Consider the following 22,271-nt stretch of genomic DNA (forward strand, 5'->3'; position numbering starts at 1 on the left):
TAATTTTTTTGTAAAAAAGTAATTTTTAACTATAAAAAAGCATAGAATAAATTAAGGACTTTATGTTATAATTTAAGCAATACGAGAGAGGTTTAAAATGAATAATATAAAGTTGATTTATGATAATGTGAAAGAAATAAAAGTTGATTATAAGAAGAAACCAATAAAAATAACTATAAATTCAGAAGAAATTGATAGTAGTGTTTTATATAATATTATAGCGAGATTTAAATATTTACTTAGATATAATTTTTGTAAATATGATATTAATCTAGAAATTACAAATTTAATATTTAAGGATAAGATTACGTATCTGATACTAGATGCAATAATATATGACTTGTTAAAAAGAAGTAATTTTAATATAGATATAACATGTGTAAAACAAGACTATAGTAATATACATAGTGGTGGTTTTACTAGTACGGCTTTATATAGAGTACAAAAAGAACTTGGATATATAGATAGGAAGTTATTTATAAAGTACTATGAACAAAATTATTATAGTAATAGGAATACTTATAGAAAAGTTATTTCTAAAGACGTTTTAAAAAATGATGAAATACCTTCTATTATAGCAAGTGAAGTTGCTTCAGTTGTAAAACAAATTTCAGATGATTCTGAATGGGTAGATGGGATATCTGAAGTGGTTTCAGAACTGGTATGTAATGTTAGTTCTCATACCGAGGGAGATTGTTTATTAGATATTAATTTTAGTAAGAATATAGGTAAAATAAATGATATCAAAAAAATAAATAGAACAATGATAAATATAGCTGTTATTAATTACTCAGAGTATAGACTTTTTGATAAAATAAAAAATAATATATGTAATAAGAAGTACAATGAAAAAGATTCTTTGTACGAAAGAATTTATAAGGCATATAATAATCATAAAAATTTATTTGACAGTCATTATACAGAAGATGATTTTTTTCTTATTACAGCATTTCAAAATCATGTAACAAGTAGAAATCTAAAGTCGGGGAATAACGGAACAGGACTAACTAGATTAATTGAAAATATAATTGGTAAATGTGAAGCGGATTACTCATATGTATTAAGTGGATATAATGTCTTATTGTTTAGGCCGGAATACTTAATTATATCAGAAGATAGATTTATCGGATTCAATAAAGAACGAGATTATTTTAATCATGCTCCATCTAAACAAACAATTAACAAATCAGCGTTATCTGTACCTGGAACTATATATAACTTATTATTAATAAAGGAGAATTAAAGTGGAAAATATAATTGAATTGAAATTTAATAATACTATTAGTAGATTGGCAGGAAATGCATTTGGAAAATCTACTTACATTAATCAGGTAAAAGATAAAATTAACTTTAATGATACTAATATAATTATAATACCAGATTATATTGAAGATATTGCAATTTCATTTGTTCAAGGATTTACTTACGAAATATTTGAAAAAATTAGCAAAGATGAATTTAATAAATATTTTATAATTCAAGCAGATGATAAAATTGTTAATAAATTCCAAAAATCTGTATATTTTTAGGGGAAGCAAATGGAAAATTTTATTAACAATAATTTAATGGATATAATAAGTTCTATTTTAGCATTTATTGCAATAATAATTTCTATTGCAACATGGAGGAAAGATAGCAGATTTAACAAAGAGTTAGCGCAGAAAACATTGAATCAAAAATTTTTTGAAGAAATATTTTTTACTAATATTATAACGGATATGCCAAGGGCTTTATCAAAGTTAGAATATTCAAATAGAAATAATGATTTAACGTGTGAAAATCTGCAAAATATTATTATGGATATACTATCTAAATCAATGTTCTATAAATACTTCGATGAAGAGTTTTATAAGAAAATTAAGGATATATTAATTGAAGTTGATGAAAAATTAGTTTATGCATCTGATAATAATATAAATAATATTAGATTCGAGCATTATAAATGCGAAGTTACAAAGTTAATTCATAATTTTTATGAGGCTTTAAAAGAGTATTACTCTGGAATATAACTTAGATTCATATTACACATTAATGTGTGTTAATATTTATATGAATTATTTAATAAAAATACCAGGTAGAATCAGTAAAATTAATATCTATCTGGTAAATAGTTAACTCCAATAATATAATAACTAAATAAATGTATTATGTTAAAGAAGAGCTTACTGTATGTAGGCTCTTTTTATATTGTAAAAAGGAAGGTGAGGTATGGAAACAATAAGCATTGCCCTTATATGCTCGATAGTAGGGGCTATAATAGGGATAGCTACATTCAGCAAGAACAGAACCAAAGATTTAAAGGCAGATACTAAAGAAGAAGCAGAAACAAGGACTAAATTAGATTATATCAGTAGAGGTGTTGATGATATCAGAATTGATATCAAAGCTCAACAAAGAGAAATGCAAGAGATGAAAGAACAAATTATAAGGGTAGAAGAGAGTTGTAAATCAGCTCATAAAAGAATAGATGGAATAGAAGGAGAGAAATAGCATGGAAAAATTATTAATAATTATAATGATTGCTTTAATAGCAGAAAGCGTATGGGAAACACTTAAAATGACTTGGCAAGAAGGAAAGATATCTGTAGATAGAATAGGTGCTTTAGTTGTAGCATTGTTACTAGCTATAGGTACTAGATTAGATATTTTAAGTTTAATAGATATAAAGACAAGTATTCCTTATCTAGGTATTGTATTAACAGGAATATTAATAAGTAGAGGTTCCAATTTTATACATGATCTATTAGTAAAAATAGGACAAGTAGGAAAGGGGGAATAGATATGTCTTTAATACAAAAATTAATATCACAAGATAAGTATAGTTTAAAATGTCCTTATTCAATGACACCAAAGGGTATATGCATTCATAATACTGCAAATGATGCTCCAGCAAGTAATGAGATTTCTTACATGCAAAATAATAATGACTCTACATCATTTCATATTGCAATAGATGATAATGAAGCTATAGTAGGAATACCATTTAATAGGAACACTTGGCATGCAGGAGATGGATCAACAGGAGATGGAAATAGAAATTATATATCTGTTGAAATTTGTTATTCAAAATCAGGAGGATTAAAATTTATAAATGCTGAGAAAAGAGCAGCTAAAGAAGTTGCAGAATTGCTAAAACAATATGGATGGGGAATAAGTAATGTAAAGAAACATAGAGATTTTAGCAATAAATATTGCCCTCATTTGACATTGGATTTAGGTTGGCAAAGATTTCTTAATATGATCCAAGCTGAATTAAATACATCGACTGCAAATAATAATGTTAATAATGAAGAAATGTATAGAATAAGAAAGAGTTGGGGAGATCCTGCTTCACAAATAGGAGCTTTTAGAATTTTAGAAAGTGCTAAAAAGTTTTGTCAAAATGGATATGGAGTATTTGATAGCAAGGGGAATAAAGTATATCCTATAGAAAAGGTAGAAGCAACTAATTCTAGTAGATATGCTGAAAATGGAACATATTATTTCAATACAGCTGTAACTGTTAGAACAGCTCCAGAAGAAAATACAAAGACAGATGTAGTCTATTATGCTGGAGAGTCAGTAATATATCATCATGTTATATTAAACAAAGATGGTTTTAACTGGATTGAATATGCTAGGAATAATGGAAGTACTGGATATTTAAAGGTGAAAGATTTATCAACAGGTGAAAGTTATGGATATGCAAAATAAATAATATAAATTTTAAGGCTAGTGGGAATAAATCCTTACTAGCCTTTTTGTTTTATTAGTAATAGGTATATATTTCAATAATATCCATTAACTTTCTAATTCAATATAAATAATATTATGATATTATAACAAGGTCCATATTTTAAGAAAATATATAAATAGATGGACCATAACCAATGATATTAATTTATTAAGGAGAAGTAATGGAAATAAGATTTGTTGAGAAGTCATTGAAAATGCCACATACAGATGTTGTAGGATATTATCGTGTAGGTCAAGAAAAGATATATACATCTATAGATAGTAAAAAGAAAAAACAATACTTTGATATTAAGCAAAAAGAAATAGTTGAAAAAAATAAAGATTTTTTATCTTTTAATTATTTAGTTACATTACCTAGGGCTGTAGTTAAGGAAAAACCACTAGTAATAGGTGATTCTATAATTCAATGTTGTGTTTTAAATGATGGAACTAGAGTTATAAAAGATAAAGATTTATTTAATGCTATCGATAGAACTAGAAAAGGAGAAACACGTATAGAAGGTTTCGATGCTATTATTGGAGCAAAAAATTTAGCACAAGCATATATAGATTTATATGGTGAAGAGAAATCTCCAATAAATAGAATAGAGGTAGCAGAATATAGGGGGACTACAGGTTTATGGTATGATGCTAATGCTTTGCCTATAGTTTGTGATTTATATTTAGAAGTAGAAAATAATAATACAATAACTGCAGGTCAGAAACATGTTTTAGAAAAGTGCAAGATATTACTTAGGTCTTTGGCTAAAGTTGGTATAATAGCCTTAATTGATGAAGCTACTAATTACCAAGACATGAGGGGAAAAGATGAATTACAGCTTTTACTTTCTAAATTTATAACGGAGGAATTACAAAATTATTCTAACGAGTTTCCAGCAGAATATTTTGAACAACTTTTTAGAATATACGGATTACCATATGATCCAACTACTAATAAAAGACCAAGATTTTTTGCTAAGTTCAATTTAAAATATGTATATGAAATGCTTGCTCCTAATGCTGTAGAAGAGTTAAATAGAATTAATCCTCCTATATACAATTCAAATACGAATAGAGCTGATAGAAAACATAGACTTTTTAGGAATTTGACAGAGGATGGGATTAAAGAGTTAAGAGAACATCTAAAACAATTAATAATTGTAATGAAATTTTCTAAAGATAAACAAGATTTTGATGAAAAATTTAATGTTGCATTTTCTGATAAAATCGAAACATTGTCTAGATTAAAGTTAGAATTAGAATCGAGAAATACGTAATTTCATTAAATGATGAATAGAAAAAAATATCTATAAATTATTATCATAAATGAACTATATTAGTTTTAAAGGCTAGTAGGTAGGAGCAATCTTACTTACTAGCCTTTTTTTATTTCTTTATAAACTCTATTTTTAATTCATATCCAAGCGATTCAGCAATATTTTCAATATCTTTTGAATATACAGTATTATTTTTAAATTTTTTGCTTAAATTAGCTTGAGTAGTTCCGATTTTTTCAGCTACATCAGATTGTGTCATATTAGCATCTAAAAATAACTTTTTCAATTCAGTAACTATATTCATTAAATCACTTCCTTAATATTTATATTTAGAATTATATAGCTAATAATATATATTTACAACTATTAGATATAAAATATAAAAAATAATTATAATTATAATTGACAAATATAACTTATAGTTATAATATATAACTATAAGTTTAATAAGTGTTCAAGGAGTGATTTAAATGGAAAAGAAAGTTTTTTATAAATTAGGGAGCGATAAGGATAAGTTAATAGATAATTTGTTAGAATTCAATGTTTTAAAATTGTGTGGAGAAAAGGCGTTTTTACTTTATACAAAAGATGAATTAATCATAAAGCTAAATTTTGAAAAAGCAGATATTAATTATGAGAAGGGATATTTAGAAGTCCTATTTGCTGGAGCAAGATTAGAAGTTAATGAAGAAACAAAAGTTTTGAAAGTTGAAAGACCAGATAATATTATAGGTAAATATAACTGGTGTTATAGAATTGCTAATAAAGAAGGTGAATTATTATCATATATAGTTTATCCAGTATAATATTAAAATAAAAAGGCAGTAACCTAAGCTACCACCTACAACCAAACTAAGTATAGCATAGGCTACTCCTTATTAACAAGGGGGAAAAGAAAAATGGAAACAAATTTTTATAGAAATTGCAATGATGAAATAATGATCAAGCTGTTAGGGAAAATAACTAATGAATTACCAATACTAGAGGTAGACTTTCAAGAGCAACTAAAAGTAAGGAAAGTAATAGAAGAAGTTCTTTATAATTATGAAGTTACTAGTAGAGAAACCGCTTTAACTACAAGTGATTTAGAAGCTAAAATAAATTATTTCCTAGCTACTAAAAAGTTAGAGGGATTATCTCCGAGGACTTTAAGGAACTATGAATATATTTTAAGAAAGCTACAAAATACATTTTATAAACCAGCTTCAACTATAACTACTGCAGATATAAAAATGTTAATGTATGCTGAAGCTGAGAAGAAATTAGCAAGTTCTCTTAATACCTTCATGACACCTATAAGATTATTTTTCCAATGGATGCAAAATGAAGAATTTATTATTAAAAATCCATGTGCAGGGATAAAACCTATGAAGGAGCCTAAGCGAATGAGGAAACCACTCACAGAAGAACAAGTGGAGACATTAAGAGATACTATGCTTACGAGGCGAGAAAAGGCTATATTGGAATTTTTCTTATCAACTGGATGTAGACTTAGTGAAGGATTAGATGTAAAGATAAATGATATAGATTTTACTAACAAAACACTTTTAGTAATTGGAAAAGGGAATAAGGAACGTAGAGTATATTTCACAGAAAGGTGTAAAAGGGCTTTATTAAATTATTTAAATGCTAGAAAGGATACTTCTGAATATTTATTTATAACAGATGTAAAACCTTATAGAAAACTTAGTCAAAGAGGTATGCAACGAATAGTAAACGCAATGAAAATTAAATCAGGATTAGATGAAAAAGTAAAATTAACACCACACATATTCCGACACACTTTTGCTACTCAAGCTTTAAAGAGTGGTATGAAACCAGAAATAATACAAAGAATATTAGGACATGAAGATGTCGGAATTACACTTAAGGTTTATGCTAAATTAGACCAAAGTGATGTAGAACATAGCTATAGAATGTTAGTAAGCTAGTATTCTAAAATGTATATTTATATTATATAATTAATTTAAAGGGAGATGAGATTTGTGAATAAAGAAGAGATAATTGAATTTTTAAAAGGAAAAGTTAAGGAATTAGAATATGAACGAGAAAATAAATATTTAGAGCTTAAAAAAATGTGTGATATTAATATATTCCATATAAATATTAATGAAATAGAAAATTTATATGATGAATTAGAAGTTTTAGAATATATAAAGGGAACGATTGAGAACCTTGCTACAAATGACAGATTGAAGAATGAAATTGCGGATGAAAGAAGGCTTAAGTATCATTTAGGAGGTTTTATTGATACATCTTTATTGGTAAAAGAAGTTGATGTAAATAAAATTAAAATATTAGTTGAGAATAAAAGTAAGTATGATCCAGGACGTTTAAAAGAAATTTCATTGCATTTAAAATGTATGGACGAACTTAATAAATATGCTTTGAAATTGATGAATGAAATATAATATAGAAGCACTTGGTTTATTCCAAGTGCTTCTATATTATTGCAGGCATTATAGCAGCAATTATAGTTATAATAAGCAGCTTAATACATAAATCTATTTTTATAAACTCTCTTTTCATAGAATCACCTCATTGTGATTATTTCCATTATTAAGATTTTTAAACAAGCTATAATAATTATATTTTTATAGAAATATTTTACTTTACAAAAGAACGTATGTTCGTTATAATTAATTTGAGAATTACCAAAGGAGGGATATCCTTGAAAGTTATAGCTAAACCAATACAAATGATAGCTTGGTTTAATGAAGATGGAACTATTAATCCAATTAAATTTAAAATAAATGAAGAAGAAAATAAAGTAATTAAAATAGATAAGATTTTAAAAAGAGATCAAGAAAAGTTAGCAGGCAATATAATGGAGAAGTTTATATGCAGTAGTTGTATAAATGGTATAGAAAAGATATTTGAATTAAAATATGATATAAAAAATTATAAATGGATATTATTTAAAATTTAAAAATAAAGGGTGGGACATTATGACGAAGAGACAAGAGGATATATTAAGAATAATTAATAACTATATTATGACTGAGGGAATAGCACCAACGGTAAGGGAAATATGTGATATGACAGGGCTGAAATCTACATCAACGGTACATGGTCATATTAAAAGGTTAGAGAAGATGGGATATATTAAGATGATTAAAGATTCACCTAGGAGTATTAGAGTTTTAAAAATTACTTAACATATTTACTCTATTTTACATATATTGTAAAATATATGTAAGGAGTGATTGTATGGTTAAGAATAGATTGTTAGAAATAAGATTAAAATTAGGATACAAAAAACAGAAAGATTTTGCAGAGTTTTTGGGTATTGGGAAAAGCCATTATAATAAACTTGAAAATAACAATTTATTAATAACAGTAGACGTGCTTTTTAAAATAGCTCGTAAATTAAATATTGATATTAACGATATTGTTTATTTTGAAGAAGAGCCTTAATTAGAGGTTCTTTTTTTATGCTTAAATTCCCTATAAGGATATAAAAAGTTAAAATTGAAAATATTTTTTCTTGATAGGAAACTTTTTTATATATAATGCATACAATTAAGTATAAAGGCAAACAAGGACATACACTCACTATTAAAATGTGTGCTATAAAAGGCAATAAATGTGTAAAGAGGTGTAAATATGATACTTGGTGTTGATTTAGGAAATTGGAACGTAAAGACAAGCGAAGGAGATATATTCCCTGCAAGATATTCAATCGCAGAAAATATTTTAGGAGCTTCAGGAGATGTCTTAGAATACGAAGGACTCAAATATTACATTAAAGAAGGAAAACTTGAAAACAATTATGATAAAGCTAATAAGGAAACTAATATAATATTATTTTTATATTCTTTAGCAATACAAAAAGAAAACCATTTTAAAATAATTGTTGGTTTACCAGTACTAGCTTATAAGAATAATAAGGAAGTTTTTAGAGAGAAACTATTAAATAATAAGGTGTATAACTTAAAGTTAAACGGAGAAGAAAAAACAATAATAATAGAAGATATAATAGTTTTTCCAGAAGGAGCAGGAGCTTATTTTAATATAAAAAGTAGGTCTAAGAATGCAGTTATTATTGACATAGGTGGAGGCACTACTAATATAGTTAGCTTTAAGAATGGAAAGTTAGATAAATGTACTACAATCGCTAAAGGTATGATAGAACTCTATAACAGAATAAGAGATTATCTTAATTCTAAGTATAATTTAAAGCTAGAACTAGAAGATATAGAGAGCATACTAAAAGAAGGGTTAAGAGTTGATGGTGAAGATGTGAATTGGAGCTTTATAAAATCAATAACAGATAATTTTATAAATGATCTTATGAATGAATTAAGGAACTTTGAAATTAGGATCAATACAGTTTATCTAACTGGAGGTGGAACAAAACTTTTAAAGTTACCTTTAAAAAATAAAATACCAGGATTGATTTTATTAGATGATTATATGTTTTCAAATGTAAATGGATTTAGAAATGTAGGGGTGGCCAAATGGAAAGAAAGAGAATAGTAATTAACTTTAAAAACACACCAGAAGATATAAAACTTTATGAAGAACTTAAAAAACATAGTAGTCTATCAGGATATGTTAAAGATGTTCTCAGAGGTTTATCAGCTAATAAATCTATTACGGATAAGAGAGAAGCTAATGATGATATAAGTGAAAGCATTGAAGATATTATGAATTTATAGGAGGTTATTATGAAGTTAAAAAGTTTTGAAGAGTTAGGATTTAATATTGAAAATAATGAAGACTGCAAGAAGTACATCATGGAATATGAGCAATTCGTATATGAGTGGAAAGTATATGTTGATGATATAGAAGGTTGGCAAGATTGTAAGCTAATCGATATTCAAAATAGGAAGTTGGGAATTACTAGAGCTACTGTCATATGTCAAAGTGGGACTCAATTAAATAGAAGAGTAAAATTTGTTACTGAAGAATATGAAATGAAACCTGATGGATGTATTTATTTTATCTGAAAACAATAAAAAATAAGCCTAAATCTAGATGAGTAGACTTAGGCTAAGGTAACTGCTGCGTCGCTACTGCGTACGCTGTACTAGCAGTTTATGCAGGCATATATTAAAAGTATACTAAATTTCCTATCATTAATAAAATTTAACTATATTATGTAGATTATAAATAAACTATTGCACAAGCTACTGCAAAGCAACCAAGATAACCAAGTACAAATGCTGTTATCATAATGCACCTCCGATTAATTTAATATTTATATTATTTCCGCATTTAAATTTATTATTCAAGGAGGATTTTGAAATGAGTAAAAAAATAACAATGACTATTCCTCAATTTCTATCATATGAAAGAGGAGAATTAACACTAAAAGAAATTAAGGAAATAAATAAAGCAGATTTATTTATAGGAGATTTAATGAAAGATAAAAGAATATCTAAAGTACTTATATTTACAACAGCTTGTCTAAATATTGCTAATAAAGTTTTAGCTTCTACAGAAGATGCATTGAATAAAGTAGATAGTGTTGGAGCAGAGTTTTTAAGTATTATACAAAGAGTAGGTTTTTGGATATGTCTAATTGGTTGTATTTTAGAAATATTGATAGCTGTATTCAAAAAAGGTGGGGGGAAGAATGAAGTTTTATCAACTATATTTAAATGGTTAATAATTTTTTCTTCATTTTATTTTCTACCTGCAATATTTAGGTTTATAGCAGCAGCATTTCAATAGGAGGATAAGAGTATATGGAAACTATTAAAATGCATATAGATAAGTCATTTGAAGGCTTAAAAACTAGTATAGTCACAGGTATCTTAGAAGGTATAAAAAATGGATTATTAAATTTTTTTAAATGGATAGGGGTAGGGATTATTAATAACAGTTATTGGGTGTGTTTATTTGTTTGTATAGCAGCTCTTATTTTGTATATTGGAGGACAAAGGAAAGCAGGAAAGTATGTAACTTTAAGTGTTATTCTTTATTTCATATTGCAAGCAATAAAAGGAGTTTTAATATGATATTCCAAAAAGAAAAAAGCATAAAAGTATCAGATTATTTAAAAATAATAAAACCTAATTATGTATATATTCAGGTTACACCTCATAAATCAATTAGAAATTATAATTCTTCTAATATTGCTAAAGCTATAGCTTATACTTATAAAACTATAAATAAACAGATAAAATTTGAGCAAAAAAAGTTATTTTTTGAAACTAGCTTCAAAATAAGTTATATAATTGATATTTATCAATGTAATGCTAACTTTTATTTTCTTGTACCAGAAATTTTCAAAAACATATTAATTGAGAAAATAAAAGAGATTTGGACAAAGGCTACTATATCGGTATTAGTAGGGAGCTTGATGCCCTTTACTGAAAATATGGAAATGTACCAACTAAGCTATAAAAAAGAAGATGCATTATCTCTTCAAGTTGATAGAAAAAGTAATGAACCACTTAATTCTATATTGAATGTAATGGATATTATGAAAGATGAAGATAGAGTTACAATAGTTTATAATTTTATACCATCAACTCAATTTGGATGGATTGATAAATATAATCAAACCATGGATAAGATTAAGGAAATGAAACCTGTAGATAAAAACAAATTGACATTTGCCAGTATAGCTATAAATGGAATATATTTATTATTAAATGTAATAGATAGCGTTTTAAGTGTAGTAAATGATTTTGTAGGTGGAGAAGAATTAGAAGATAAAAATAGCCTATATAAAGAGGTTTTAGGAGTTATAAAGCAAGAAGGAGAATTAAGTGCTGCCACTAAAAAGAAAAAAGATGCAACTATATTAAATGCACAAATAGCAATACTTGCCGATGGAGAAGATAAAACTCGAAAAGAAAATAACGCTTTATCAGTATGCCAAGCTTATAGAGTATTGGATGAAGATAATGAATTAACATACAAAAAAGTAAAAAGAAAAAAGGAATTTGACATTAATGAATATGATTTTAATATAGAAAAAAATATAATGAGTACTGAAGAAGCTTCAAATTTCATTCAAATTCCAGGAAGAACATTATTGAATTACTTTAATATAAATCATATTAAAGTTGAAGAGGTTAAGATTCCGGAGCAACTAAAGTCTGGGTATATATGTTTGGGTAACAATAAAAATAAAGGTACAATATCAGCTGTATATTTGGAAGATGATTATGATGTAGGATCTTTACCTTTAATGATCTTAGGAAGACAAGGAGGTGGGAAATCTACATACCTTGCTAATTACTGTAGATATGCAATGGCTAGAGATGAAAGTATATTTGTAATTGATTTTATTAAAAATAATGAAATGACTAAGGATATTGAAAGTGTCGTTCCAAAGGATAAATTAGTTATATTAGATTTCTCAGATATAGCTTCAATGCAAAGTCTTGCTTATAATGAATTGAAATTTAAAATTGATACATTTGAAAATAGATATGAAGTAGCAAATAAGAAGAGCCAATTAACATTAGAATTAGTAAATAGCATTAATATTAATGGAGAACCATTTAGCCCTAAAATGGAGAGGTTTCTGATTGCTGCATGTGATATAGTTTTTACTCTAGATGAAAATGCAACTTTTAAAGATATTATAAGATGCTTAACTGATTATAAATACAGAGAGGATATTATTAATTCTCTTCCAAAAAACTATATAAATTTTTTTGAAGAAGATATTGCTTCATTAGAAGAACTTGATGAGTGGTCAAGACCTTCTAAGGATAATCCAGCTGAAAAAGTAGGTACTAGAGAAAGCAAAATTGAAGGAATACTTGATAGAATGACTTTATTAAAAAGAGACTATTATCTTAAGATGATGTTTAATAAAACACCTGAGAATAATGTTAATTTTGTTGATTTGATGGAAGAGGGAAAGGTTGTACTAATAAGAATGCCCCAAAGTAAATTTAAAAAATATGTTAAAAATGTAATAGCTACATTTTTAATAACAAAATTATGGACAAGTGCAGAGATTAGAGGTGATTTGCATAAAAAACCTACTAGAAGCCACATAATTATTGATGAACTTAGTCAAGTTAAAACTGCAGAAAATTATCTAGATACTATTATCACTGAAACTAGAAAATATGGATTTAAACCAGTATTAAGTGGTCAAAGATTATTTCAATTAGAAAAGAATTTTATAGAGGATCTTAAAGGTGCTGGTGCCAGTTTCATGTTGCTAAAAGGCAGTTTAAAAGAAGACTTTGAATATTTTAAGGAGGAAATAGGGGAAGATTTCACATATGAGGATTTAACAAGTATGGAGAAATGGAGTTCATTAAATGTGATTCAATATTCAGAAGGGTATAGTAGTTTTATAACTAAACTTCCAAAGCCAATTTAAATAAGAGTAGGTTTAAATTTACCTACTCTTATTTAAATTAATTATTATAAAATAAATATATAACATAATTATTATTTTCAAGCAGATATATTATAATTTTAATATTTCTTTTTCTCTTAATTTTAGATAATTTTCTCTTTTTATTGTATATCTACCATTTTCCCATCCTAACCAAGCATTACCTGAAACTCCTATTAGGTTACCTGCTTCTTGAAAACTTAAAGATTTAGATTTTCTATATTCCTTTAGTTGTTTAGGAATAGTATGTAAATTTTCAAGATAATCATCGTAAAAGTATTTTGTTCCTATATTAAAGTAAGAAGCCAATTTCATACTTATATTTTTAGAAGGATAACATTTTTTGAATTCTATTGTATGTATAGCATTAAGAGAAATATCTAATTCACTTTCTAATTTTCTACAAGATAAACCTAAAAGCATTCTATGATACTTTAGCTTATCGCTAATTAAAAAAGGAATATCATTATATTTACTAGAAACTTCAAATTTTTTTATATCTATTACTATAGTATTCCAGTTTTCTGTTGTTAGGTAACTTAAGCTTGTCCTTGCCATCTGGCAGAATCAAATGAATGTATATTATGCTCTCAATTACAAGGAAGCTGCTTTTGTGATTGCTTAAATTGGAATGGGGTATGTATATATCACGAATTTATAAATAATGGATCTAAGGCAAAAGAAGGAAGAAAAACATATAATTGTTTAGTTGAAAAAAAGGTTCTTTATCAAAATGATGTTCTTTTAATTAAATTTAAAGCTCCACATAAATTAGCTATTGATCTAGTAAGGCCTGGAAGCTTTATATTTATAAGAACAAATGAAAATGTCTATTTTGATGTTCCTATTTCTATTTTAGAATCAAATATTGAAACAAATATAATAACTATAATGATAGAAATAAGAGGAATTAAAACAAAGAAATTATTAGATATAAAAGAAGGTGGAGAAATAACTATTAGAGGACCATATTGGAATGGAGTTTTTGGTCTTAAAAATTTAGATAAGCAAGTTAATAATAATGTACTAGTAATAGCTAGAGGAATTGGAATGGCTCCTATGATGCCAGTAATTAGAAAGTTATCCTTAAATAATAATAATATAAATTTAATTTTAGATAAGGCACCTTATACAGATAATTATGTTCAAGAATATTTATCCGAATATGATGTGAATGTAATTGAAGAATCAGTATTAGATAAAGGTCAGCTAACTGATGAAGTAAAAGTTCTTATAAAATCCTATATAAAAGATAAAAATGTAAATTATATTCATATTGCTGGGGCTGATATATTAACTGTAAAAATAATTGATTATTTAGATAAGATACAAGGTGAAGATATAAAGTTATCTTGTTGTAATAATATAAAAATGTGCTGCGGAGAAGGGGTATGCGGAAGTTGTACCGCTAGATTTTCTGGCCATAGAGTAAAGCGTTTTTGTAAAGTTCAAGCTGATCCAAGAAATGTATTTGAAGGGAGAAGATTTATATGATAAAGACTATTATCGTTGGGGGCGGTTGGTCTGGCTGCGCCGCAGCTATCACAGCTAAGAAAGCAGGAGCAGAAGTTCATTTATATGAAAAGACAGATTTATTATTAGGACTTGGAAATGTTGGAGGAATAATGAGAAATAACGGAAGATGGACAGCTTCCGAAGAATTAATAGAGCTTGGTGCTGGAGATTTAATTGATATTGTAGATGATACTGCAAGACATAAAGATATAGAATTTCCAGGTCATAAGCATGCAACTTTATATGATGTAAATTTAATCGAAGGTAAAGTTAGTAAATATTTAGAGGAAATGGGGATAAATATTCATATAGAAAGTAGAGTTACTGATGTTAAGTTAGAAGGCAGTAAGATTAAAGGGATTTACCTTAGCGATGGTACTTATGAAGAGGGAGATGTATTTATTGAAACTACTGGAACAACAGGGCCAATGGGGAATTGCTTAAGATATGGAAATGGATGTTCTATGTGTGCTTTAAGATGTCCAGCCTTTGGACCAAGAATAAGTATAAGTGAAAGATGCGGAGTAGCAGATATACAAGGAGAAAGAGATGAAGATACATTAGGGGCATTTTCAGGTTCTTGTAAGTTGGCTAAGGAAAGTTTATCAAAAGAAATAATTAAGCAATTAGATGAAACAGGATGTGTTATATTAGAAGTTCCAAAGGAAGATGTAAATTATGATAAGCTTAATGCCAAGGTTTGTCAGCAATATGCTTTAAAAGAATTTGCAGAAAATATAATTTTATTAGATACTGGACATGCTAAACTTATGACTACCTACTACCCATTAAAGAAACTAAGAAAGATTGAAGGATTAGAAAATGCAAAATATGTAGATCCATATGCAGGTAGTAAAGGTAATTCAATAAGATATTTATCCGTGGCTCCAAGAACAAATGATTTAAAAGTAAAAGGAGTAGATAATTTATTTTGTGCAGGAGAAAAATCAGGTCTTTTTGTTGGTCATACAGAAGCAATTTGTACAGGTAGCTTAGCAGGACATAATGCAGTAAGACTTGCAATGGGAATACCTCTATTAATTTTACCAGGCTCAATTGCAATAGGCGATATAATATCTTATGCAAATGAAAAAGCAGGTACAAGAGAAGGTAGAAAAAATAGATATACATTTGCTGGAGCAGAATACTTTAAGAGAATGAAGGAGTTAGGACTATATACTGTTAATAAAGATGAGATAAAAGATAGAATCAGAAAAGTTAATTTAAATGGGGTATTTGATCAAAAATTAATATAATAATAACTTAAATATAAAATAAAAGAGAATAATAATTATTCTCTTTTATTTTATATACTAATACCTAGGATTAAAAACTAAAGTACATGATGTATTTTTAAAGGAAATAGTATTAAGTAAAAAAAATACTTGGTTAAAAATAAATAACAAGTCTTTTTACAAATCTAAAATGCACAATATTTTTGTTAAAGTGAGAAGATATATCTAAGAGCTCTACTCATACTAGTAATGACTACAGAACCATGATTTTCTTCAGGTGCAACATAGAGGGTGCAATTATTATTAAAGCTCTTAATTTTATTGTATATTTTTTCTGCACCATCAACCATATAACCTTCTTTTTCTCCAACACCTATAAATATATTCTTTTCGGTATTTTCTAAATTAGGTAAGTTTAAAAGTTCATAATCATTCCACCAAACTGAGGGACTAAAGGAAATTATATTTTTATAGATGTTTGATCCTTTTAATAAATTCCATAATACATAATAGCCACTTAAAGAATGACCAATTATAGAAATATTACTCTTGTCAAAGTTAAGATTAGGTTCAATTAATGGGAGAAGTTCTTTTTTTATAAATTCATTAAACTTTTCACTGCCTCCAAGATTTTTAGGAATTTTAAATTTAGTTTCCTCAGGAATAAAGTATTTTTCAGCTGGAGCTGTAAAGTCTAAAAATCTTTTTTCTTTTTTTTCATATTCCTGATGAGAGATGCCAACAACTATTGAAGGCTTGACCCCAGTTTTAATATAAAGTTGACCTTGTTGCTTTATGCAAGATTTAACTACTTCAAAGCAATTTCCACCATCTAGAACTATTATTAATGGCAAATTATCTGTTTTAGATTCTTCAGGAATATAGAAATTAATATCATAAAAGCTATTAGTATAGCATGATTTTATTTTAAAATTATTCATAAGTTGACTCCTTTATGTTAAGATTTAGTAATAAGTATAAAATAACAAAAGGAAAAGGTCAATGATTATGAAACAAAGTATCAATTGGTTAATTGAATATTTTTCAGAAAGTTCTATGGAGTTTATCGATATTTTTAAAAGTAGTTTACTACCGAAAGAAAAAGATATTAATAGAAAAACGGCAAAAAATTTATGTGGAATAGTAATACCTATAAGAGGAGAATGTTCATTTTCTGTAGATGGGAAAAAATATAATTTAAACAAAAATACAATACTACATTGTGGATCAAGTATGGATATAGAAGTGGAGACAGGAGATTTAGGAATAGAATATTATGTAGTTCATTACAAAAATATTTTGACTACAGAAAAATTTAAAAACATAGAAAAAGAATCTTTTTATCTAGAAATTGAGGATAGGCTACATTTGCTAAAATACTGTGAAATGATTATTGATAAATCATTAAGTCCAGATAATTACTCAAAATTCTCATGTAAAGTTGATTTTGTAAATTTAATAAATTCCTTAATAAAAAATGTAAGAACCTCACAATATAGTGATAAATTAAAATTAGTAAATAAGGGGATTGAATATATAAATAAGAATTTCAACGAATTAATAACAGTAAGTGAAATATCAGATATTTTAGAAGTAGATAGAAGAAGATTTAGTGAAGTTTTTAAAGAAGTTACAGGATTGTCTCCATTAAAATATTTAACGGAATATAGGTTAAAAGAAGCTAAGAGATTATTGAAGTTTTCTTGTTATACAATTTCAGAAATAGCTGATATGACTGGATATAGTGATTGTTTTTATTTCAGTAAAGCTTTCAAAAAAAATGTAGGTGTTTGCCCTAGAAAATATAGAGAAATTAATAATAATGTTAATACAGGTATAGTATTTAAAAAATAGATTCGGCAAAAGTACAAAAAAATATTATAAAAGTCCATTTTACCATTTAAAGAATTTTGCTAAAATAATCATGAATTGAAAATGATTATCATTATGAATGGGGGATAAATATGAAAAAGTACTTAACATTATTGCTATTAATAGTTTTATTTGCAAGTTTAACATCTTGTACAGCAAAGAAATCTTCAGAAGTAGGTGAAGTAGAAAGTAAAGATACATCATTTATAGTAAATTATTTAGGGCAAGACTATTCTTTCGATAAAAAAGTTGAAAATATAGTTCTTGCAAGTTTAGAAGGAATGGAAGATGCAGCAGTTTTAGGTATTAAAGCAGCAGGTGTTTTAGAGGTTGCTGGACAAGTTCCCAAATATTTAGCAGATGACTTTAAAGATGTAACTTTAGTTGGAGATAAAATGAAGCCTAATGCAGAAGTTATACTAGGTTTAAATCCTGATGTCATTATAGGATCTTCAAAATTATCAGAAGAAGTAATGGCACAGTTAAACAAGATAGCAGTAACATTACCATATTCACATATATCAGCTAACTGGAAAGATAACATTATAGCTTTAGGAGAAATAACAGATAAGAAGGATGAAGCTAATAAATTAATTTCAGACTACGAAGAAAAATCTTTAAAGGCAAAAGAAGATATAAAAAATAAATATAAGGATCAAAATATTTTAGTTATTAGAGTAAGAAAGGGATTAATGTATGTATATCCAGCAGATGTATATTTAAACCCAGTTTTATATACAGATTTAGGATTAAAAATTCCTGATATAGTTACTCAAGCAAAAGCACAAGCTCAATTAACAATTGAGACTTTAGCAGAAATAAATCCAGATGCTATTTTCTTACAATTTGAAGATAGTGAAAATGCAGATGCGCCAGAAGCTCTCAATGAACTTTTAGCAAATCCTATATTTGAAAGTTTAGAAGCAACTAAAAATAATAAAGTATTCGTAAATACTGTTGAACCTTTAGCTCAAGGGGGAACAGCTTGGTCAAAGGTTAAATTCTTAGATGCAGTTGTAGATAATTTATTAAAATAATAGGAGTGCTATCGCAGCAGATTAAAATTAAAGATATAGAATTATTGACATACTTGTAATTAAGTTACTAAAAATGTATCTATTTTAGAAACTCCGAAAGGAGTTTCTTCTTTAATTATACATTTAACATTGTGCGGTAGTATAAGTTTAAGGGGATAAATATGAAAAATCTTAATAAGAAGTTTTTGTTAATCTTAATAATATGTTTAGTAGGGATAGTTAGTGTGACTGTTTTATCTGTAAGAATGGGAACTAAATCAATACCAAAAGAAGTAGTTTTTGATGCTATTTTTAATTTTGATGAAAGTAATGTAGATCATATAATAATAAGAAATAATAGGTTACCAAGATCTATTGCTGTATTAGTAGTTGGAGGATTTTTAGCTGTAGCTGGTTCAATTATGCAAGGTATAACGAGAAATTATTTGGCATCACCATCACTTATGGGAGTAAATGATGGGTCAGCATTTTTAATCACTATAGCAATGGTTTTTTATCCAGGACTTTCAAATGGAAGTCTAATTTTAGTATCTATAATAGGGTCTGTAATTGGAGCTGTACTAGTTTTAGGAATAGGATCATCTATAAAAAATGGACTATCACCAGTTAGACTTGCAATTATAGGAACAATAGTAGGGAGTTTTTTAAGTAGTCTAGGTTCTGCTATCGCCATGTACTTCCAAGTATCTCAAAGTATTTCATCTTGGTATAACACAAAAGTTCATACAGTAAATAGTGACTTACTAAAGATTATAATGCCAATAGGAGTTATTGGTATTATAGTAGCAATAATAATAGCTAAAGATATTACTATAAGCTCATTGGGAGAGGATATAGCTATTAGCTTAGGTCAAAGAACTAATATAGTAAAATATCTGTCTATGGGAGCTGTGGTATTACTAACTGCAACATCTGTTGCATTAGTTGGTAAGATTGCTTTTGTTGGACTCGTAATACCTAATATTACGAGAATGATAGTTGGGCATGATTATAAATATATTATTCCATATTCCTTAATAGGAGGGGCTTTTTTCTTAGGATTATGTGATTTATTAAGTAGATACATAGCATTTCCTTTTGAAACACCTATAGGAACAGTAACAGCTATTATAGGAGTACCTTTCTTTTTATATATGATAAAAACAAAGGGAGGATCAAAAGATGCATAAGAAAAAAATAAAATATTATTTTGTAATAACAGTATTACTTCTATTAATCTGTTTGGTCTTTTATTTGCATTTAATCAATGGGATGTTTGATATAAGTGTTGTTGAAGTATTTCAAACACTATTTAATTTAAATGATAATGAGAAATTTAGATTAGTAGTATTTGAATTTAGACTTCCAAGGATAATTATAGCTATATTAATCGGAATAGGGTTATCAATAGCAGGTCTCTTTTTGCAAGGAATTACAAAAAATGAGTTAGCTGATCCAGGAATATTAGGAATAAATTCAGGTGCAGGAGCAGCAGTAATTATATATATGTATTTTATTAACTTTAGTCCAACAAGAACTGATGGAGGTAACTTTCTAAGGATATTCGCCATGCCTATGTTTGGCTTTATAGGAGGACTATTGGCATCATTAATAATATTAATATTTTCAAAAAATAATAAAAAGATGGATATGCAAAGACTTATTTTAACTGGTATAGCAGTAAACAGTGGGTTTTCAGCTGTTTCAATGCTTTTTTCAATGAAGATGAACGCAGGAGATTTTGAATTTGCAGCTATTTGGCAAGCGGGCTCAATATATAACGCAAATTGGACTTTTATATATATGATGTTACCTTGGATAATAATTTTAAGTTTCTATCTATATAAGAAAGTTCATTTACTAGATTATTTTCAATTAGAAGAAAGCAGTGTAGTAAGCCTTGGAATAGATATAGATAAAGAAAAAAGAAAATTACTATTTGCTTGTGTTGGCTTAATTAGTTCATGTGTATGTGTTGCAGGGAATATAGGATTTATAGGATTAATGGCACCTCATATAGCTAGACAGTTAGTAGGATTAAATCATAGAAAGCTTATGCCAGTAACTGCTTTAATTGGTATTTTCCTTTTAATACTATCAGATTTTATTGCCAAAACTGTTTTTGCACCGTCAGAATTAGCTGTAGGAATAGTTATATCTATAATAGGAATTCCTTATTTTATATATTTATTATACAAATCATAAGAGGTAAGATATGAAAAATGCTATTAATATAAAAAATTTAAAAGTAGGATATGATAAAAAAATAATAATTGAAGAGTTGAATCTTAGCCTTAAAAAAGGAAAAATAACTAGCATTATTGGAGCAAATGGATGTGGAAAATCTACGCTTTTAAAAAGTATAGGTAGAATACTAAAAAAGGAAAATGGAGAAATATTCATTTTAGATAAGAATATGAATGATATGAAAAGTAAAGAGATTGCAGAAAAGTTAGCTATATTATCTCAAAATCCTACTGCACCCTCTCAATTAAAAGTTGAAGAGTTGGTTTCTTATGGAAGATATCCTCATAGAACAAATGTAAGTAAATTATCGAATGAAGATAAGCAGAAGATTGAATGGGCACTAAAAGTTACAAATACTTTTGAGTTTAGACATAGAGAATTATCTGATTTATCAGGAGGTCAAAGACAAAGAGTTTGGCTTGCAATGGCTTTAGCTCAAGAAACGGATATATTATTGCTAGATGAACCAACTACTTTTTTAGATATGTCACATCAACTCGAAGTACTTAATATTGTAAAAAACTTAAATGATAAACATGGATGTACTATAGTAATGGTTTTGCATGATATAAATCATGCTGCAAAGTATTCAGATTTTATTGTAGCAATGAAGAATGGAAAAATATTATATAAAAATACTCCGGATTTAATAATGAGAAAAGAAGTTTTAAAAGATATTTATAATATAAATGCAGAACTTATAACAAATGAAAATTATAATGTTCCATTATGTTTAAATTATGAATTATTATAAATAAAGAAATAGAAATGATTAGTAATGTATCTATTAAATATAGAATATAAAAATTAATATTATACGGCATGAGTCAAAATTTAATTTAACTCATGTCAATTTTATTTTATATTCAATGAATATATTAAGATGAGAAGTATGGAAACTTATAGGCTTTTTGACCAGCAACATGAGAGTGTGGGATGGATTCCGAAACTAGATTATGGATCAGTTGTAGTTAAGAGAGTAATTAATATCATATAATTATAGATTTTTATATTTGGATGTAATAAAAATATTAAAACAGAATATATATAATATATATATTACTAATATAATTTG

The 22,271-nt window shown here is 27.0% G+C and carries 29 protein-coding genes; 26 read left to right on the forward strand and 3 right to left on the reverse strand.

Annotated features, from left to right (window positions below; genetic code table 11):
- The first annotated feature begins 97 nt into the window (after positions 1–97).
- The 7 genes from J2Z25_RS11920 (at position 98) to J2Z25_RS11950 (ending at position 4,991) form a co-directional block, all read left to right on the forward strand.
- The gene (locus tag J2Z25_RS11920; protein ID WP_209740748.1) at positions 98–1,243 is read left to right on the forward strand and encodes a hypothetical protein; all 1,146 of its coding nucleotides are present in this window, start codon (positions 98–100) and stop codon (positions 1,241–1,243) included.
- A 1-nt stretch (position 1,244) separates the two neighbouring features.
- Positions 1,245–1,529 carry a hypothetical protein gene (locus tag J2Z25_RS11925; RefSeq protein WP_209740749.1) on the forward strand — a complete coding sequence of 95 codons (285 nt, stop codon included), beginning with the start codon at positions 1,245–1,247 and terminating at the stop codon, positions 1,527–1,529.
- Between the two features lie 9 nt (positions 1,530–1,538).
- Positions 1,539–2,009, forward strand: a complete 471-nt coding sequence (locus J2Z25_RS11930; protein ID WP_209740750.1) for a hypothetical protein — start codon at positions 1,539–1,541, stop codon at positions 2,007–2,009.
- Positions 2,010–2,208: 199 nt separating this feature from the next.
- The gene (locus tag J2Z25_RS11935; RefSeq protein WP_209740751.1) at positions 2,209–2,490 is read left to right on the forward strand and encodes a hypothetical protein; all 282 of its coding nucleotides are present in this window, start codon (positions 2,209–2,211) and stop codon (positions 2,488–2,490) included.
- Between the two features lies 1 nt (position 2,491).
- Positions 2,492–2,779: a hypothetical protein gene (locus J2Z25_RS11940; RefSeq protein ID WP_209740752.1), complete on the forward strand. Its 288-nt coding sequence runs from the start codon at positions 2,492–2,494 to the stop codon at positions 2,777–2,779.
- Between the two features lie 2 nt (positions 2,780–2,781).
- A complete protein-coding gene (locus tag J2Z25_RS18610; protein ID WP_245173311.1) occupies positions 2,782–3,693 on the forward strand; it encodes an N-acetylmuramoyl-L-alanine amidase in 912 nt (303 codons plus the stop codon).
- A gap of 203 nt (positions 3,694–3,896) precedes the next feature.
- The gene (locus J2Z25_RS11950) at positions 3,897–4,991 is read left to right on the forward strand and encodes a P63C domain-containing protein (RefSeq protein ID WP_209740753.1); all 1,095 of its coding nucleotides are present in this window, start codon (positions 3,897–3,899) and stop codon (positions 4,989–4,991) included.
- A 109-nt stretch (positions 4,992–5,100) separates the two neighbouring features.
- On the opposite strand, the gene J2Z25_RS11955 is transcribed toward J2Z25_RS11950, so the two are convergent.
- The gene (locus J2Z25_RS11955) at positions 5,101–5,295 is read right to left on the reverse strand and encodes a helix-turn-helix domain-containing protein (RefSeq protein ID WP_209740754.1); all 195 of its coding nucleotides are present in this window, start codon (positions 5,293–5,295) and stop codon (positions 5,101–5,103) included.
- Positions 5,296–5,461: 166 nt separating this feature from the next.
- Between J2Z25_RS11955 and J2Z25_RS11960 the strand changes: the two genes are divergently transcribed.
- The 12 genes from J2Z25_RS11960 (at position 5,462) to J2Z25_RS12015 (ending at position 13,293) form a co-directional block, all read left to right on the forward strand.
- Complete coding sequence (locus J2Z25_RS11960) at positions 5,462–5,797, forward strand: hypothetical protein (protein WP_209740755.1); 336 nt, start codon at positions 5,462–5,464, stop codon at positions 5,795–5,797.
- 93 nt (positions 5,798–5,890) lie between these two features.
- The gene (locus J2Z25_RS11965) at positions 5,891–6,922 is read left to right on the forward strand and encodes a tyrosine-type recombinase/integrase (RefSeq protein ID WP_209740756.1); all 1,032 of its coding nucleotides are present in this window, start codon (positions 5,891–5,893) and stop codon (positions 6,920–6,922) included.
- A 54-nt stretch (positions 6,923–6,976) separates the two neighbouring features.
- Entirely contained in the window at positions 6,977–7,402 is a 426-nt protein-coding gene (locus J2Z25_RS11970) for a hypothetical protein (protein WP_209740757.1), read from the forward strand.
- A gap of 260 nt (positions 7,403–7,662) precedes the next feature.
- The gene (locus J2Z25_RS11975; protein ID WP_209740758.1) at positions 7,663–7,920 is read left to right on the forward strand and encodes a hypothetical protein; all 258 of its coding nucleotides are present in this window, start codon (positions 7,663–7,665) and stop codon (positions 7,918–7,920) included.
- A 19-nt stretch (positions 7,921–7,939) separates the two neighbouring features.
- Positions 7,940–8,149, forward strand: a complete 210-nt coding sequence (locus tag J2Z25_RS11980; protein WP_245173313.1) for a LexA family protein — start codon at positions 7,940–7,942, stop codon at positions 8,147–8,149.
- A gap of 52 nt (positions 8,150–8,201) precedes the next feature.
- Positions 8,202–8,408 carry a helix-turn-helix transcriptional regulator gene (locus J2Z25_RS11985; protein ID WP_209740759.1) on the forward strand — a complete coding sequence of 69 codons (207 nt, stop codon included), beginning with the start codon at positions 8,202–8,204 and terminating at the stop codon, positions 8,406–8,408.
- A gap of 189 nt (positions 8,409–8,597) precedes the next feature.
- Positions 8,598–9,470 (forward strand): ParM/StbA family protein, encoded by an 873-nt coding sequence (locus tag J2Z25_RS11990; RefSeq protein WP_209740760.1) that lies wholly within the window; start codon positions 8,598–8,600, stop codon positions 9,468–9,470.
- Positions 9,452–9,652 (forward strand): hypothetical protein, encoded by a 201-nt coding sequence (locus J2Z25_RS11995; RefSeq protein WP_209740761.1) that lies wholly within the window; start codon positions 9,452–9,454, stop codon positions 9,650–9,652. Before J2Z25_RS11990 ends, J2Z25_RS11995 begins: the two co-directional genes overlap by 19 nt.
- A gap of 9 nt (positions 9,653–9,661) precedes the next feature.
- A complete protein-coding gene (locus J2Z25_RS12000) occupies positions 9,662–9,943 on the forward strand; it encodes a hypothetical protein (protein WP_209740762.1) in 282 nt (93 codons plus the stop codon).
- 298 nt (positions 9,944–10,241) lie between these two features.
- On the forward strand, positions 10,242–10,670 hold the full coding sequence (locus tag J2Z25_RS12005) for a hypothetical protein (RefSeq protein ID WP_209740763.1): 429 nt from the start codon (positions 10,242–10,244) through the stop codon (positions 10,668–10,670).
- 14 nt (positions 10,671–10,684) lie between these two features.
- Positions 10,685–10,957 carry a hypothetical protein gene (locus tag J2Z25_RS12010; RefSeq protein ID WP_209740764.1) on the forward strand — a complete coding sequence of 91 codons (273 nt, stop codon included), beginning with the start codon at positions 10,685–10,687 and terminating at the stop codon, positions 10,955–10,957.
- Positions 10,954–13,293, forward strand: a complete 2,340-nt coding sequence (locus J2Z25_RS12015) for a type IV secretory system conjugative DNA transfer family protein (RefSeq protein WP_209740765.1) — start codon at positions 10,954–10,956, stop codon at positions 13,291–13,293. Before J2Z25_RS12010 ends, J2Z25_RS12015 begins: the two co-directional genes overlap by 4 nt.
- A 90-nt stretch (positions 13,294–13,383) precedes the next feature.
- On the opposite strand, the gene J2Z25_RS12020 is transcribed toward J2Z25_RS12015, so the two are convergent.
- Entirely contained in the window at positions 13,384–13,869 is a 486-nt protein-coding gene (locus tag J2Z25_RS12020; protein WP_209740766.1) for a helix-turn-helix domain-containing protein, read from the reverse strand.
- On the opposite strand from J2Z25_RS12020, the gene J2Z25_RS12025 reads away from it, so the two are divergent.
- Positions 13,870–14,805, forward strand: a complete 936-nt coding sequence (locus tag J2Z25_RS12025; RefSeq protein ID WP_209740805.1) for a sulfide/dihydroorotate dehydrogenase-like FAD/NAD-binding protein — start codon at positions 13,870–13,872, stop codon at positions 14,803–14,805. It begins immediately after the preceding gene.
- Positions 14,805–16,082, forward strand: coding sequence for an FAD-dependent oxidoreductase (locus J2Z25_RS12030; RefSeq protein ID WP_209740806.1), 1,278 nt, complete (start codon positions 14,805–14,807; stop codon positions 16,080–16,082). Before J2Z25_RS12025 ends, J2Z25_RS12030 begins: the two co-directional genes overlap by 1 nt.
- Positions 16,083–16,267: 185 nt before the next feature.
- On the opposite strand, the gene J2Z25_RS12035 is transcribed toward J2Z25_RS12030, so the two are convergent.
- Positions 16,268–17,002, reverse strand: coding sequence for an alpha/beta hydrolase (locus J2Z25_RS12035; protein ID WP_195624210.1), 735 nt, complete (start codon positions 17,000–17,002; stop codon positions 16,268–16,270).
- Positions 17,003–17,063: 61 nt separating this feature from the next.
- On the opposite strand from J2Z25_RS12035, the gene J2Z25_RS12040 reads away from it, so the two are divergent.
- The 5 genes from J2Z25_RS12040 to J2Z25_RS12060 all read left to right on the forward strand — a co-directional run bounded on the left by J2Z25_RS12040 (position 17,064) and on the right by J2Z25_RS12060 (position 21,950).
- Positions 17,064–17,915: a helix-turn-helix domain-containing protein gene (locus tag J2Z25_RS12040; protein ID WP_008679084.1), complete on the forward strand. Its 852-nt coding sequence runs from the start codon at positions 17,064–17,066 to the stop codon at positions 17,913–17,915.
- Positions 17,916–18,025: 110 nt separating this feature from the next.
- Positions 18,026–18,970, forward strand: a complete 945-nt coding sequence (locus J2Z25_RS12045) for an ABC transporter substrate-binding protein (protein WP_209740767.1) — start codon at positions 18,026–18,028, stop codon at positions 18,968–18,970.
- Between the two features lie 161 nt (positions 18,971–19,131).
- The gene (locus J2Z25_RS12050; RefSeq protein ID WP_209740768.1) at positions 19,132–20,139 is read left to right on the forward strand and encodes a FecCD family ABC transporter permease; all 1,008 of its coding nucleotides are present in this window, start codon (positions 19,132–19,134) and stop codon (positions 20,137–20,139) included.
- Positions 20,132–21,154, forward strand: coding sequence for a FecCD family ABC transporter permease (locus J2Z25_RS12055; RefSeq protein WP_195954433.1), 1,023 nt, complete (start codon positions 20,132–20,134; stop codon positions 21,152–21,154). Before J2Z25_RS12050 ends, J2Z25_RS12055 begins: the two co-directional genes overlap by 8 nt.
- Before the next feature lie 10 nt (positions 21,155–21,164).
- Positions 21,165–21,950 carry an ABC transporter ATP-binding protein gene (locus J2Z25_RS12060; RefSeq protein WP_209740769.1) on the forward strand — a complete coding sequence of 262 codons (786 nt, stop codon included), beginning with the start codon at positions 21,165–21,167 and terminating at the stop codon, positions 21,948–21,950.
- Positions 21,951–22,271 lie beyond the last annotated feature (321 nt).

It is taken from the genome of Clostridium tertium, assembly GCF_017873245.1.
Lineage (GTDB): Bacteria > Bacillota > Clostridia > Clostridiales > Clostridiaceae > Clostridium > Clostridium tertium.